General features: G+C 60.1%; 9 protein-coding genes. 3 read left to right on the top strand and 6 right to left on the bottom strand.

Going from position 1 to position 15,307, the window contains the following annotated elements:
* Positions 1–633 precede the first annotated feature (633 nt).
* On the top strand, positions 634–2,052 hold the full coding sequence (locus ACK59H_RS21180; RefSeq protein ID WP_196375158.1) for an amino acid permease: 1,419 nt from the start codon (positions 634–636) through the stop codon (positions 2,050–2,052).
* A 158-nt stretch (positions 2,053–2,210) separates the two neighbouring features.
* On the opposite strand, the gene ACK59H_RS21175 is transcribed toward ACK59H_RS21180, so the two are convergent.
* Positions 2,211–3,095: a LysR substrate-binding domain-containing protein gene (locus tag ACK59H_RS21175; RefSeq protein ID WP_060480172.1), complete on the bottom strand. Its 885-nt coding sequence runs from the start codon at positions 3,093–3,095 to the stop codon at positions 2,211–2,213.
* 151 nt (positions 3,096–3,246) lie between these two features.
* Between ACK59H_RS21175 and ACK59H_RS21170 the strand changes: the two genes are divergently transcribed.
* The gene (locus tag ACK59H_RS21170; protein ID WP_060480173.1) at positions 3,247–6,267 is read left to right on the top strand and encodes an FAD-binding and (Fe-S)-binding domain-containing protein; all 3,021 of its coding nucleotides are present in this window, start codon (positions 3,247–3,249) and stop codon (positions 6,265–6,267) included.
* A gap of 20 nt (positions 6,268–6,287) precedes the next feature.
* On the opposite strand, the gene ACK59H_RS21165 is transcribed toward ACK59H_RS21170, so the two are convergent.
* The 5 genes from ACK59H_RS21165 to phhA form a co-directional block, all read right to left on the bottom strand.
* A complete protein-coding gene (locus ACK59H_RS21165; RefSeq protein WP_060480174.1) occupies positions 6,288–7,493 on the bottom strand; it encodes an MFS transporter in 1,206 nt (401 codons plus the stop codon).
* Between the two features lie 104 nt (positions 7,494–7,597).
* A complete protein-coding gene (locus tag ACK59H_RS21160) occupies positions 7,598–11,782 on the bottom strand; it encodes a deaminase domain-containing protein (RefSeq protein WP_060480175.1) in 4,185 nt (1,394 codons plus the stop codon).
* Between the two features lie 154 nt (positions 11,783–11,936).
* Complete coding sequence (locus tag ACK59H_RS21155; protein ID WP_261743855.1) at positions 11,937–12,065, bottom strand: hypothetical protein; 129 nt, start codon at positions 12,063–12,065, stop codon at positions 11,937–11,939.
* A 256-nt stretch (positions 12,066–12,321) separates the two neighbouring features.
* Positions 12,322–12,678, bottom strand: a complete 357-nt coding sequence (locus tag ACK59H_RS21150) for a 4a-hydroxytetrahydrobiopterin dehydratase (protein ID WP_060480176.1) — start codon at positions 12,676–12,678, stop codon at positions 12,322–12,324.
* 38 nt (positions 12,679–12,716) lie between these two features.
* A complete protein-coding gene (gene phhA, locus ACK59H_RS21145; protein ID WP_060480177.1) occupies positions 12,717–13,505 on the bottom strand; it encodes a phenylalanine 4-monooxygenase in 789 nt (262 codons plus the stop codon).
* 257 nt (positions 13,506–13,762) lie between these two features.
* On the opposite strand from phhA, the gene ACK59H_RS21140 reads away from it, so the two are divergent.
* The coding region (locus tag ACK59H_RS21140) for a sigma-54-dependent transcriptional regulator (RefSeq protein ID WP_409264877.1) at positions 13,763–15,307 on the top strand (1,545 nt) is incomplete at its 3' end.

Here is a 15,307-nt window from a genome sequence, read left to right as displayed (position 1 = left end):
ATGGTCAGCATTAGCCTCGGGCTGGTTCTGATCCGCCCGTGCATCATGTGTCGTCTTTGCACAGCGCCCAACATATTGAGCCCAAAAGAATTTTTCGGACGACTGGCAATTTTCCAAACCACTCTGTAAAGAAATTTGTACGATATCGCTCAAATCCACCCATCAATTCGGGATTGTTCGGTTCTTGTAAACAGAACTTGCCGCAACTCACCCACCCAAGCCAGCCCTGCGTGCCTACCCCATCTTGCCCAAACCCCCGTAGCGCGGTGATATATCACTCATTGCCGTGTGCATAAGCCTGACCACAGAGCCAGGCCAACAGAACAACAAATGGAGGCGCCATGTACGCCGATCACTTCGCCTTTTCCGGCACTTACCACAGGATCGCTGCGTTTTTTCCAGAGGAAACGACGCAACGCGTTGACGCCTGCGCGTTTGCAGGGGTATACAGTGCGCCGCGTTTTACCTGTGACCCTCTTGCGTACCGCGCACTCTTGCCGACACCTGGCTGATTCGCTTCGGCGGCACCGGTTGGCAGGAAATTCAAGGTAACCACCTTGCCCATTCCGCTGCGCCACGAGCGCGGTGGGTCCGATCCCGTCACAGATAAAAACAATGCAGGTGACTTCGTTCATGAGTGGACAAAACATGCATTCAGGCGAGCTCAAGCGGGGCCTGAAAAATCGCCATATCCAGTTGATCGCCCTGGGCGGTGCAATTGGTACTGGCCTGTTCCTTGGCTCGGCAGGCGTGATGAAATCCGCCGGCCCGTCGATGATCCTAGGCTATGCCGTCTGCGGCTTCATCGCTTTCATGATCATGCGCCAGCTTGGCGAGATGATCGTCGAGGAACCGGTGGCCGGCTCGTTCAGCCACTTCGCGCACACTTACTGGGGCGGTTTTGCCGGTTTTCTGTCGGGCTGGAACTGCTGGGTGCTGTACATCCTGGTGGGTATGTCGGAGCTGTCGGCGGTAGGCAAGTACGTTCACTACTGGTGGCCAGAGATTCCCACCTGGGTCACCGCGGCAGCGTTCTTCGTACTGATCAATGCCATCAATCTGATGAACGTGAAGTTCTTCGGTGAAGCCGAATTCTGGTTCGCCATCATCAAGGTCGTGGCGATCGTCAGCATGATCGGCCTGGGTGCCTATCTGTTGACCAGTGGCAATGGCGGCCCTGACGCTTCGGTCAGCAACTTGTGGAGCCATGGTGGCTTCTTCCCCCACGGCGTCAGCGGCCTGGTCATGGCCCTGGCATTCATCATGTTCTCCTTCGGCGGCCTGGAAATGCTCGGCTTTACCGCTGCTGAAGCGGACAAGCCCAAAACCGTCATTCCGAAGGCGATCAACCAAGTCATCTACCGTATTCTGATTTTCTATGTCGGCGCATTGGTCGTGCTGCTGTCGTTGACGCCGTGGGACAATCTGGTCGCCAGCATCGACGCATCCGGCGGCAGTTACGGTAGCAGCCCGTTCGTGCAGGTCTTCTCCATGCTCGGCAGCGATGTCGCAGCCAACCTGCTGAATTTCGTGGTCTTGACTGCTGCACTTTCGGTGTACAACAGCGGCACCTACTGCAACGCACGCATGCTGCTGGGTATGGCCGAACAAGGCGATGCCCCGGCCTCGTTGGCCAAGGTCGACAAGCGCGGTGTGCCGGTGCGGGCGATTTTGGTGTCGGCGGCGGTAACGCTGATTGCGGTGCTGCTCAATTACCTGATGCCGCAGAATGCTCTGGAGTTGCTGATGTCGCTGGTAGTCGCCACGCTGGTGATCAACTGGGCGATGATCAGCTATTCGCACCTCAAGTTCCGCCAGCACCTTGACCGCACCGGCCAGAAACCGCTGTTCAAGGCCTTGTGGTACCCCTACGGCAACTACTTGGTGTTGGCCTTCGTAGTGCTGATCCTCGGTATCATGCTGATGATTCCAGGTATTCAGGTATCGGTGTACGCCATCCCGGTATGGCTGATCGCGATGTTGTTGGCGTATCTGGCCAAAGGTCGTCGTCAGCCGCAGGCCAAGGGTGTTGCCGGTGTCGTCGGCAAGTAAGCCTGCAGGCTAATGAACAAACCCGGTGTCAGGTGACTGGCATCGGGTTTTTTTGTCGCCTGCTGCGGCCTCTTGGCGGGTGAACTCCACTGTCACAACTTCTCAATAGCGATGAGTGCGTTGTAGCGGATTGACCCGCGAAGAAGCCACAGCAAGGTTCAAATCTGCTCAAGCAGCCAACTGCGAAATGCCCTCAATGAAGGCAGTGCCTCGTTGCGCGGCGGGTAGATCAGGTAGTAACTGCGCTGGCTGGCAAACGCCGCCCCTGGGCTGAACAGCTCGCCCTTGGCCAGCTCTTCCTCGACCAGTATGCGCGGTACCAGACCGATGCCGATCCCGGCCCGCACTGCCTGTATCAGGTGCGAAGTCAGCTCGAAGCTTGGCCCCAACCGCATGGCCCGGTGCGCCAGGCCGTGGTGGGAGAACCACTCGCCCCAGGCATGGGGGTTGTTGGCCACGTTCAGCAAGACTTCTGCACTGATGCGTGTAGGGCTCCAGCCTTGCGCATCGTCGCCTGCCTGCGGCGGCAGAATCACCACCAACTCCTCGGCATGCAGCCTATGGCAGATAAGGCCCGGCAGGTCATGGCTGGCCACGCCGATGGCGGCATCGATCTGGCTGGTGTCGAAATTGATCGCTTCGATGCGTGAATGAATGTGCACCAGCATGCCAGGGTGCGCGCTGTAGAACGCATGCAAGCGCGGTAGCAGCCATTTGGAGCCGAAGGTGGGTAGCGTTGCCAGGCGCAAGGTGCCGACCCCTGACTGATAGGCCAGCGCCTGCAGCGTGGCGCTGCGGATGCGGCCCAACGCTTCGCTCAACTCGCGCTGGTACAACCGGCCAACGTCGGTCAGTTGCACTTGCCGGCCCTCGCGGCGAAACAGTGTCAGGCCCAGTTGCTGCTCCAGTGCCTGAACCTGACGGCTGACTGCGCTCTGGGTCAGCGCCAGTTCGGCAGCGGCACGGGTATAGCTTTCATGGCGAGCAGCAGCTTCGAACGCCAGCAGCAGCGACATGGACGGGGTGAGATGGCGGTAATTCATTCATGAAAGTCATCGATAGCGGCAGGATTATCCGTTTGCCCCTGAGGCGAAACTACAGGAACATTGGCTCATACGTCATCCCTGTGGGCCTAACCCATGCTGGGGCGGCAGGATTTCCGTGAATTAGCACTTATCAAGAGGCCATCCTTCGATGATCGCCCAGCTGTCTACCCTGGCGCCCGCCGCCAACTATCCCGAATTCCTCGAAGCCCTGCGCAGCAGTGGCTTCCGTGGCCAGATCAGCGCTGACTACGCTACCCGTACCGTACTGGCCACCGACAACTCCATCTACCAGCGTCTACCCCAGGCAGCGGTCTTCCCAATGGACGCCGATGACGTGGCGAGGGTCGCCACGCTGATGGGCGATGCGCGCTTCCAAGCGATCAAGCTGACCCCGCGTGGGGGCGGCACCGGCACCAATGGCCAGTCGCTGACCGATGGTATCGTCGTCGACCTGTCCCGACACATGAACCAGATCCTGGAAATCAACGTCGAGGAACGCTGGGTGCGGGTGCAGGCAGGTACGGTCAAAGACCAGCTCAACGCCGCGCTCAAGCCCCATGGGCTGTTTTTCGCCCCTGAGCTGTCCACTTCCAACCGCGCCACCATTGGCGGCATGATCAACACCGACGCCAGTGGGCAGGGCAGCTGTACCTACGGCAAAACCCGCGACCATGTGCTTGAACTGCACAGTGTGCTGTTGGGCGGCGAGCGCTTGCACAGCCTGCCGCTGGAAGATGATGCATTGGAGCAGGCTTGCGCGGCGCCTGGCAGGGTCGGTGAGGTGTACCGTATGGCCCGGGAAATCCAGGAAACTCAAGCCCAGCTGATCGAAACGACGTTCCCCAAGCTCAACCGCTGCCTGACCGGTTATGACCTCGCGCACCTGCGCGATGAGCATGGGCGTTTCAACCTCAACAGCGTGCTGTGCGGTGCCGAGGGTTCGCTCGGTTATGTGGTCGAAGCCAAGCTTAATGTGCTGCCCATTCCCAAATATGCCGTGCTGGTCAACGTGCGCTACACCAGCTTCATGGATGCGCTGCGCGACGCCAATGCCTTGATGGCGCTCAAGCCTTTGTCGATCGAGACGGTCGACTCCAAGGTGCTGATGCTGGCAATGAAGGACATCGTCTGGCACAGCGTTGCCGAATACTTCCCGGCCGACCCAGAGCGCCCGACCCTGGGCATCAACCTGGTGGAGTTCTGCGGCGATGAGCCGGCCGAGGTCAATGCTCGGGTCCAGGCCTTCATCGACCATTTGCAACGCGACACCAGCGTCGAGCGCCTAGGGCACACCTTGGCCGAGGGGGCTGAGGCGGTCACCCGGGTCTACACCATGCGCAAGCGGTCGGTAGGGCTGCTCGGCAACGTCGAAGGCGAGGTACGCCCGCAGCCGTTCGTTGAAGACACCGCCGTACCGCCTGAGCAGTTGGCCGATTACATCGCCGACTTCCGCGCGCTGCTCGACGGTTACGGCCTGGCCTATGGCATGTTCGGCCACGTCGATGCCGGCGTGCTGCACGTACGCCCAGCCCTGGATATGAAAGACCCTGCGCAGGCCGCACTGGTCAAGCCGATCTCCGATGCCGTTGCCGCACTGACCAAACGCTACGGTGGCCTGCTGTGGGGCGAGCACGGCAAAGGCTTGCGTTCGGAGTACGTGCCGGAATACTTCGGGGCACTGTACCCGGCGCTGCAGCGGCTCAAAGGTGCATTCGACCCGCATAACCAGCTCAACCCAGGCAAAATCTGCACGCCGCCAGACAGCGTTGAAGGCCTGACCAAGGTCGACGGCGTGACCCTGCGCGGTGACCTGGACCGCACCATAGACGAGCGAGTCTGGCAGGACTTCCCCAGCGCTGTTCACTGCAACGGCAATGGCGCCTGCTACAACTATGACCCCAACGACGCCATGTGCCCGTCGTGGAAGGCCACCCGTGAACGCCAGCATTCACCCAAGGGCCGTGCATCCTTGATGCGCGAGTGGCTGCGCTTGCAGGGCGAGGCCAACATCGATGTGCTGGCGGCAGCGCGCAACCCGGTATCTTGGCTCAAGGGCCTGCCGGCGCGGCTTCGCAACAACCGCGCGCGCAACCAGGGCCAGGCAGATTTCTCCCATGAGGTGTACGACGCCATGGCTGGCTGCCTGGCCTGCAAATCGTGCGCAGGGCAGTGCCCGATCAAAGTCAACGTACCGGACTTCCGTTCACGCTTTCTGGAGCTGTATCACGGCCGCTACCAGCGGCCGCTGCGCGACTATTTGATCGGCTCCCTGGAATTCACCATTCCGTATCTGGCTCACGCACCGGGCCTGTACAACGCAGTCATGGGCTCGCGATGGGTAAGCAAGCTGCTGGCGGACAAGGTCGGCATGGTCGACAGCCCACTCATCAGCCGCTTCAATTTCCAGTCGACCCTGACCCGCTGCCGCGTTGGCGTGGCTAGCGTGCCAGCGCTGCGGGAGCTGACCCCGGCCCAGCGCGAGCGCAGCATCGTGCTGGTGCAGGATGCTTTCACCCGTTATTTCGAGACGCCGCTTTTGGCTGCGTTCATCGAGTTGGCTCACCGCCTGGGCCATCGGGTGTTCCTTGCGCCGTACAGCGCAAACGGCAAGCCCCTACACGTGCAGGGTTTCCTGGGGGCGTTCGCCAAGGCGGCAATTGGCAATGCTACCCAGCTCAAGGCCCTGGCTGACTGCGGCGTGCCGTTGGTAGGCCTGGACCCGGCCATGACCCTGGTCTATCGCCAGGAGTACCAGAAGGTGCCTGGCCTGGATGAGTGCCCCAACGTGCTGTTGCCCCAGGAATGGTTGATCGACGTGCTTCCCGAGCAAGCACCTGTGGCCCCAGGCCACTTCCGCCTGATGGCCCATTGCACCGAGAAGACCAACGTTCCGGCCAGTACCAAGCAGTGGGAGCAGGTATTCGCCCGTTTGGGGCTCAAGCTGGTGACCGAGGCGACCGGTTGCTGCGGCATGTCCGGCACTTACGGGCATGAAGCACGCAATCAGGCGACATCGCGGACCATCTTCGAGCAGTCCTGGGCGACCAAGCTGGACAAGGAAGGCGAGGCGTTGGCCACCGGCTACTCGTGCCGCAGCCAGGTCAAACGCATGACCGAGCGGCAGATGCGCCACCCGCTGGAGGTGGTGTTGCAATACGCCAGGCGTTGACCTGGAGCAAGCTGGGGGCGCTAAGCGCCCCCGGCGCTACGGCCGCGAACACGGCGGGCTTGCCGATACAAATGCAGGCTCAGCACCAGCCCGCTGCAAGAGGCTGCAGCCGCGAACAGAAACATCGAAGCAAACCCGAACCCCGATGCCACCGCACCCACTAATGGCCCGGTGACTCCAAGCGACAAGTCGATAAACAGTGAATAGGCACCTACCGCTGCCCCGCGGTTGGCCGCTGATACCTGGTTGACCGCTTCCACCCCCAATGCCGGGAACACCAGCGAGAAACCGAAGCCGCTCAGCGCCGCTCCTGCCAATGCCAGCTCGGCGTTTGGCGCCAGCCACAACATCAGTAACCCAAGGGTTTCGACTGACAAACAAGCGATTGCCACCCTGAAACCGCCGATCCGATTGATCAAATTGCCAAACAACAGCCGCGCGCAGATGAAGCTTGCACCGAACAGGCTCAGGGTCAGCGCGGCATTGGCCCAGCCGCGGCTGGCGTAATACAGGGTGATGAACGTGGCGATGGTGCCAAAGCCGATGGACCCCAGCGCCAGCCCCGAACCATGGGGCAACACTTTGCTCAGCACCTGCATGAACGGCAGGCGCTTGCCACTGACCACCGGGGCGGCACGTTTGGGCCAAGCCAGCAGTAGGCCAAAGCCGCACAACAGCAGGATGCTCACACCCATGCTCCACAGGCCAAGGCTCTTGACCATCATCACACCCAATGGCGCACCGATGGCCAGTGCGCCGTAGCTGGCGATACCGTTCCAGGAAATGACCTTGGCGGTGTGCTGCGCCCCAACCCGGCCGATGCCCCAGCCGATCGAGCCGGAACCCACCAGGCTTTCGGCACTGCCCAGCACCAGACGCCCAAGCAGCAGGCATACCAGGCTAACCCAGGGCAGATGGGTGAGAAAGGCGCAGGCGAGCATGAATACCCCACTCAAACCGCAGCCGAACAGGCCGTACATCACGGCCTTCTTGCTGCCCAGGTTATCGATGATGCGGCTGGCGGTTGGACGGCTGAGCAGGGTGGCGAGGTACTGGACGCTGATCACAAGGCCCGCGATCACGGCACTGAAGCCCAGGTCGTTGTGCACATAGCCAGGTAGCACGGCTAGCGGAATCCCAATGTTCAGATAACCGATGAACGTGAACAAAACGATGGAAACGACTTGGCCAGTGATGGCAAGGGAGGAAGCGGCTTGCGGGGGCATGGGGGGTCCGTAGGGCTGTGGGCATGGCGCGCCTACATCATAACCGTGCCTGTACAGCTTGCGGGCAGCTCTTGCATGAACAACGGCTGCCCGCAGCGCTGTCGCTATTCTCGGTAGTCAACCAACCAACTGACGCTGAACGCTGCCTTGTCGAAGTCAAGGCGTAGCCGCGGCAGCACGTAACCGCCGCACGAACGGCAGGTGCTGAACAGGGTGAACACCTGGATCGACCTGACCTGTTCGGGCCGCGCCAGCAGGTCTTCGCAAATCACCGTGGCAATCAGCCGTTCCGAGTCCAGGTGCCGATGGTGTTGTTGCACGTCGAGTGCCGTAGGGCGCCGCAGAATCGGCAGTTCGGTGAAGCGCGGCGACGGCGCTCTGCCCTCCATACGCTCCAGGGCATTGATGAAGGTGATGTTGAGGTTTTCGTCGGGCGGCGGGGTGGCGATCTTGAAGACACGCTTGCTTTTGCCGCCTGAGAGCGAGTAGTAAACGCGGCGTCTGCCATCCTCAAGGGCCACGGTGAAGAATGCAAGGTTCGCCCCCGGCAGGTGTTCACGTAGGCTACGTGCGCCGGAATCGCTGAGCAATTGGTCTACGGTCATTGGGGTGAATGACTTTGGGGTGCCCGAGGCCGGTAGCAAACGGTTGAGGATATGGTTGGTGTGTGCCTGCTCGCTGACCGTGGCCTGAATCAATGGCCGCCAAGTCGGGATGATTTCTCGGTTCAGCCCCACCAGGCCGGATTTCATCACCCCGGTTAGGGCATCCTGGGCTTGGGAATTGGTGAGTATGTTCTTGGCGAATTCGGGCAGCATGCGGGCTTCTGCAGCGTCCAGCAGCTCTTGAAATGGGCTCATCCTGACCGGGCGCAAGGCACGACCGTGCTCCAGCCAGTCACGCAGCAGGGCGGTCAGATTGTCGACATCGCGCTGCAGGTTAGAACGTGTGGCTACGATCCGGTAGCTTTCGCTCAGGTCCAGATAACGCTGAATCAGAGCTGGGTCGCGAACTCTGGATAGAATGCGGCGTTGGTCGCGTGGTGGCATAGGCGTAGCCTCGGGCCCAATCGTATTGTCGAGCACTTTTTCCAACTGCCGCAGCTGCCAACGCCAGGGCTCATGCCGGGTTGCGTAAAACACACCGGTGTCCGCTTCGACCATCATCCACTCAGCCTCCATCCATTCGATTAGGGCCGCCCTGATGATGCGCCTGTCGGCGATCGTCCTGGCCAGCCCGCCAAGCCTTACGGGCGGGGCGAAACGGGCAAGAATCTCCACGTTGAGCCGTGGGGTATCCTCCGGCAAGCCAAACCAGAACTCTGCTAACGGGTCGACAGTGATGCTGCGGTGATAGATAGGTGGCGTAATCACACCCAGGCTGACCTCGGCCCTGAGTTTTGGCAGGACTCTCACTGAGTTGATGTATTCGAGCACTTTGCCCTCGTGCACCATCACCTGGGCCAGCGCTAATTTTCCGACCACCACATCGCGTGCGCGAATCGGTGCAGGCTCCAGCCGGGTTGTCAGGAACGCGCGGCTGGCGTGCTGGCCGAACAAAGGCGTGCCTGCATTCACCGCGTCTGGCTCGAATAGCAAAGCGATGGTTGACTCATATCGCCCGCTATAGGGTGTGCCTAGCACCTGCGGGTTCGTTTCAAACGCCGAGTTCGCGACCCTTTGCAGCACGTTGCTTTTGTCTGAGGGCTGATAGCGGTAGGCCTCGCCGTTGATGATCACATCAATCAGATTATCGGCCCTGCTGATCGTGATAGGTCGGTGAGCAGTGCCCCAGGCCAGGGATAGGTCGGCTGGAGGGAGTCGATCAAGTATCAGCTGGCCCGGCGTCAGGCCCGGGGGCGGCATGCGGTCGAGGACGAAGGTATCTGGCCACTCGCCTGGGTGCGTGAGCTCGGGCGCGCTGTGCCAGCGCCGCGGGCCGATGGTGCGTTGGTAAAGAGCCGGAGGCAGCTCGCTTGAAAGCGCCCAGCGCTTGGCGATCGTTTCAAGAGTGGTACGTGCAACTTTTGCAGCTAGCTTGTTGCTGCCGAAGATCCGCGATAGCGAGCTTGCCGTGCGCAGGGCACTGCCAGTGAGGGTGCCGACACCGCCTAGTACGTCCAAAGCACAGCTGGCGGCATCCTCACTGTCTTTCACATCAACGCAGGCTACCAAGGGGACCGTGTTCTTGATCAGCTTCCACAAGTAAGCCCAGTCACTGACTTTACGTTTCTCGGCCAGAAAACGTTCGTAGGCAGTGGCGCCTTTGCCGGCCAGGTGCAAAGCAGCGCGGTTACCCAGTGCAATGGCAGTGGCATAGATACCGGCCAACGCGTCGAGTTTTGCGTTTTCAGGTGCCTCGCCCAAATGTTTCAAAGTGCAATAATGGTTGGCGACATCCCATGTGGGTGCTGCACCGTTGTAGTCCAGGTAGCTGAGGTTCATGCGCCCTGCCAGTTGTTCGAACGCCTTTGGTGCGCTGTACCAGACGCGATAGGCCAGGCGTTCGGGAAACAGCTCCAGCAGTGTGTCACGCTCTGGATCATGCACTCGGATGAACATGCCCCGGGTGCCAATTTCCTCATGCCAGAGATCTTGCGGGCTATCGCCATAGGGCGGCACCGGCTCAGGCCCGTGATAGCGGGGCCAGGTGGCGGCATAACAGGTCCAGTGCGCCTGGCCAAGCTGCTCGCGTTGTTCAGCGGGCAGGTGCCTTATCAGGCGTTGCAGCAGGCCCTGGTAGCGAACCTTGGCGGTTGCTTGCCAGCTGTCAAATTCACGCTCGTACCAGGCGGTGATATTTTCAAGGCCTTTATTGGCGTATCCCACGCGATCATCGACATAGGCTTCAAGATGCAGTTGCCCGTCGATGTTACGCCCTGCCGGGTTCAGGCCTTTGGCTTTCAGGCGCACAGCGGCCTCGGCCATGCGATTGGGGCGCTGCTCGATGGCCTCCATGTCCCAGGCATTGAGGTAGTGGTCATACACCTTTTGCCATTGCAGCGCCGACCAAGGCGGCAAACTGTCGATATGCCCATGCAGCGGCCCCCAGTGACTCAAGATATCGCGCAGCGCTTCGTTAGCGGTGCTGTCATCGGCGGGGGTTTCGATGTTCATTTGAAAAGCCTGCTCAAATGACCCTGGCAACTGCCGTGCGCGCAGCAGCATTGCGCCTTGGCGCAGGGCAGCCCAGTCTAGATCAGGGCGGTAAGGGCTGTTGGTTGGTCGGCCATCGAGCAGCAGTTCGGGGGCGAAACGGCGCATCAGCAATTCGCTGGCGAGCTCGGCCACGGCAGGTTGGCAGCCAAGGCTGGCCTGCACGCTATTGACCAGGTCAAGGCGGATCTGTGGGAAGGGCAGCAAGGTGTTGTGGGCGTTGAACAGCTCGAAATCCAGCAGGTAGCCTGGGCGTCGATCCTCAGGCGGGTAGAGCGTATCCACGATTGCTTGCTCGGCGAGCGCTCGGCTGTGCGGGTTCGAGCTCAGCTGAATTGCCTCGCTAAGGCGCAGTGCCCAGCGGTCAAATGCCTCTGATTGCAACAAGGCGTCCAGCGCTTGGGATGCGGGTGCGTTCAGAGCTGCGCCGGGCAGCAGCACTTTCCCATATTGATTAGGCACAAGCCCTGCTTGCAGCTCGCGCTGAGTTGGGGCCCGGTAGCGCGCCCCCTGGAAATACACATCAGCCTCAAGGGCCTCGAACAACTGGTCAGCCTGGCTACGCCCCAGGGGCGCCGGTAACAGGTGGCGTACCAGCACATTGAGGTCGAGGTAGCCGCCAAGCTCCAGCGCTGGCATGGCAGGCAGTGGCGATGGGGGAGTCGTAGACAGGTCGGTCAATAGCAGCAGGGCGGCCATCACAAAGGCATCGCGGCGTTTGTGACAGAGGCCTTTTGCCCACAGGGTTTGCGCCAGGCTGCACGCACGGTAGGGCGTGATCGTTGCTGGCGGATCGCTCAGCGCTTTTGGGAGCGCACGCTTGACCAGCGTTTGCAGGAAGTAAGTGCATTCGTCGGGTGCAACAGGGCTGTGCGGCTCGCGTGCAAAAAATCGGTTGAGGTGGGCTGCTGCCAAGTCGCTGGCAAGTGCTTGCTCAAGGGCCAGGCGTAACTGGCAGTCTGCCAAGTCGTTGGGAAAAAGATCGTCAAGGTTCAATGCCTGGTCAAAGTGCAGGCTAAGTGATGTCTTGAGATCATAGGGGCCGGACAAGCCACTATCGAGCAGTACATCCTGCGCGGTGATCGCGTCGATCTGGCTGCGGCGTAGTGATGGGACTTGATGGAAAGGCAGCATGGCGCGGACTCCGGTATGAGGGTCCGTCAACATGGCCTTAGTCGAGCAGCGGGTTGAGGTATTGAGCTACTGCCGCATTCGGGACGGTGTGAAAACGTGATGACGGGGGAGCCCACAGGTCAGCCGTTTTCACACAGTCGCAGGGTTGCGCGGTTTATTCCTGGTCAGCGCTGGGTTGATCATCACCATCCTGATCGACGGCAGGCGTCGGCTCGGCGTGGACGGTAACGGTTGGCTCTTCTGGGTTCAGGCTTGGGAAGGGAAGATTCGGGATTTCATGCATCTCGTCGTTCCTCGCAAGTGTGAGTGAAAAGTCTGCGCCAGGCGCGTTTGGAGCTTCGTAAAGCTGAGGCAGGATACACAAGTCTGGATGACAGTTAGTAAATTTTCCTGGTCGCTTGTCGGTTTTGCGGGCGGATACCGGATGGTTTTCGCACAGGTGCAGGAGAACACAAGAGCTTAGCGGCTTGGTGTCAGTCAGCTGGGGACTGACGCTTGGGGCCGCAGTGCGGCCCCAATTTGCAGCCCTATGATTGATGTTATTTGCGGCCTTCAGCCGTCTCGGCCACTTTGTCGGTGCGCGCGCACATGATGAAGTCGTTGCGATGCAGCCCTTTGATCGAGTGGCTCCACCAGGTCACGGTGACTTTACCCCATTCAGTCAGCAGGCCAGGGTGGTGGCCTTCGGCCTCGGCGATTTCGCCCACGGCGTTGGTGAACGCCAATGCGTGCTTGAAGTTCTTGAACAGGAACACGCGCTCAAGCTCCATATGGCCGTCGCGTACTTCGATGCTCCAGTCCGGTATCTGGCGAATCAGCTCGGCCAGTTCTTCGTCGGTGACCTTCGGTGCGTCAGCGCGGCACGCTTCGCAGTGGGCTTGGTTCAAGGCATTCATGGTGTGTTTTCCGCTTCGAGTTGTTATCTGCAAGGTGCTCAGGCAGCGACCTTGGGTGGAAACTTCGGCGCATGCAGCCCTAACTGCATGGCCTGGTGGACCATACCCATGATGTCTTCGTGGGCCAGGTCAAACAGGCGCTTCATGGTCGGTAGCACGAAATAAAGCGGCTGCAGGATGTCGATCCTATAGGGTGTGCGCATGCACTCGATCGGGTCGAAAGCCTGATGCTCCGGTTGGCCGCAAAGGCTGTAGACGGTTTCCTTGGGTGAGGAGAGGATGCCGCCACCATAGATCTTGCGCCCCTGCGCGGTTTCCATCAGGCCAAACTCTATGGTCATCCAGTACAGACGCGCCAGGTACACCCGCTCTTGCTTGGTCGCGGCCAGGCCGAGCTTACCGTAGGTATGGGTGAATTCGGCGAAGAAGGGGTTGGTCAGCAGCGGGCAGTGGCCGAATATCTCGTGGAAGATGTCCGGCTCTTGCAGATAGTCCAGTTCTTCGGGGGTGCGGATAAACGTCGCGACCGGGAAGCGCTTGCTGGCCAGCAGCTCGAAAAAGGTCTGAAAAGGGATCAACGCCGGTACACGAGCAACCTGCCAACCGGTGGTAGCGCCCAGCACTTTGTTGATTTCACCCAGCTGTGGAATGCGGTCGTGGGGCAGCTTGAGCTGGTCGATGCCGTCCAGGTACTCCTGGCAAGCGCGGCCCTCGATGACTTTGAGCTGGCGGGTGATCAAGGTATTCCATACCGCATGCTCTTGCTGCGGATAATCGATAAACCCGTGCGCATCGGGCTCGCGTGCCACGTATTGCGTCTGTTTCATGTGGCTCTCCTAGTGAGTGCTCTTTCTTGTTATGTCCACGACATGACCTAGGAATATCCCTTCACCGGACGTTTTGCACGATGGCTGGTTGCGCAGGGTAGCTACCTGAGATGCCTAGAATGTAACGATTATTTTACAAAAGGCCATTGCTATCGGAAAATCCAGAGCATTGGGCTGGCATAGGTGCCATTTTTGTCAGCTTATCTTTACGATTTTTTCCACGCGACTGTGAAAAATCAGCCGCTTCGAGAGCATCCATGCGTATCAAAGTCCATTGTCAGAACCGGATCGGCATTCTTCGGGACATTCTCAATCTGCTGGTGGAATACGGCATCAACGTTCTGCGGGGGGAGGTAGGGGGCGATCATGGCAATGCCATCTATTTGCACTGCCCCAACCTGATCAATCTGCAATTCCAGGCGTTACGCCCCAAATTCGAGTCGATTGCCGGTGTATTCGGAGTCAAGCGGGTGGGCCTGATGCCCAGCGAACGGCGCCACATGGAGCTCAATGCGCTACTGGGCGCGCTGGACTTCCCCGTGCTGTCGATCGACATGGGCGGCAGCATCGTCGCCGCCAACCGCACCGCAGCGCAGTTATTGGGGGTGCGGGTCGACGAAGTACCGGGCATGCCGCTGGCACGCTATGTCGAGGACTTCGACCTGCCGGAGTTGGTCCGTGCCAACAAGTCGCGGATCAATGGCCTACGTATCAAGGTAAAGGGGGATGTGTTTCTGGCCGATATCGCGCCACTGCAATCAGAACACGATGACAGTGAAGCCTTGGCCGGTGCAGTGCTCACGCTGCACCGCGCAGACCGCATCGGCGAACGCATCTATAACGTGCGCAAGCAGGAGCTGCGCGGCTTTGACAGCATTTTTCAGAGTTCGCGGATGATGGCGGCAGTGGTGCGGGAGGCGCGACGCATGGCGCCTCTGGATGCACCTCTGCTGATCGAAGGTGAGACGGGTACCGGCAAGGAGTTGCTGGCGCGTGCCTGCCACCTGGCCAGCCCGCGGGGCCAGTCCCCGTTGATGGCGCTCAACTGCGCTGGCCTGCCTGAGTCGATGGCCGAAACCGAGTTGTTCGGTTACGGTCCTGGGGCGTTCGAGGGAGCGCGCGCAGAGGGCAAACTGGGGCTGCTGGAGCTCACAGCCGGCGGTACTTTGTTCCTTGATGGTGTGGGCGAGATGAGCCCGCGGCTGCAAGTGAAGCTGCTGCGTTTCCTACAGGATGGTTGCTTCCGCCGTGTTGGTAGTGACGAGGAGGTTTACCTGGACGTGCGGGTGATCTGCGCCACTCAGGTCGACCTGTCGGAACTGTGCAGCCGTGGCGAATTCCGTCAGGACCTGTATCACCGGCTGAACGTGCTGTCGCTGCACATCCCGCCGCTGCGTGAATGCATGGACGGGCTCGAAGGCCTGGTTCAGCACTTTCTCGACCAAGCCAGCCGACAGATCGGCTGCGCCTTGCCACGGTTGGCGCCTGCGGCCATGGATAAACTCAGCCAGTATCACTGGCCTGGTAATGTGCGGCAGCTGGAGAACGTATTGTTTCAGGCGGTTTCGCTATGCGAAGGCGGGATAGTGAAAGGTGAACATATTCGCTTGCCGGATTACGGTGCCAGGCAGCCGTTGGGCGAGTTCTCGCTGGACGGTGATCTTTCGCAGATCGTCGGGCGCTTTGAAAAGGCGGTACTTGAAAATTTGATGGGTGAGTTTCCAAGTAGTCGGGCACTAGGGAAACGCTTGGGGGTTTCTCATACGACAATTGCCAACAAGTTGCGCGATTACGCATTGGGC

It is taken from the genome of Pseudomonas sp. KCJK9000 (assembly GCF_046230725.1).
Taxonomy (GTDB): domain Bacteria; phylum Pseudomonadota; class Gammaproteobacteria; order Pseudomonadales; family Pseudomonadaceae; genus Aquipseudomonas; species Aquipseudomonas promysalinigenes.
The sequence above is the reverse complement of the archived record's forward strand: the minus strand, read 5'-3'. Positions and strand labels throughout refer to the sequence as shown.

Bases quoted from the DNA above. Each gene is read 5' to 3' on its own strand.
- ACK59H_RS21170 (WP_060480173.1), top strand. From the start codon at position 3,247: ATGATCGCCCAGCTGTCTACCCTGGCGCCCGCCGCCAACTATCCCGAA.
- ACK59H_RS21150 (WP_060480176.1), bottom strand. From the start codon at position 12,678: ATGAATGCCTTGAACCAAGCCCACTGCGAAGCGTGCCGCGCTGACGCA.
- ACK59H_RS21175 (WP_060480172.1), bottom strand. From the start codon at position 3,095: ATGAATTACCGCCATCTCACCCCGTCCATGTCGCTGCTGCTGGCGTTC.
- ACK59H_RS21160 (WP_060480175.1), bottom strand. From the start codon at position 11,782: ATGCTGCCTTTCCATCAAGTCCCATCACTACGCCGCAGCCAGATCGAC.
- ACK59H_RS21180 (WP_196375158.1), top strand. From the start codon at position 634: ATGAGTGGACAAAACATGCATTCAGGCGAGCTCAAGCGGGGCCTGAAA.
- phhA (WP_060480177.1), bottom strand. From the start codon at position 13,505: ATGAAACAGACGCAATACGTGGCACGCGAGCCCGATGCGCACGGGTTT.
- ACK59H_RS21165 (WP_060480174.1), bottom strand. From the start codon at position 7,493: ATGCCCCCGCAAGCCGCTTCCTCCCTTGCCATCACTGGCCAAGTCGTT.
- ACK59H_RS21155 (WP_261743855.1), bottom strand. From the start codon at position 12,065: ATGCATGAAATCCCGAATCTTCCCTTCCCAAGCCTGAACCCAGAAGAG.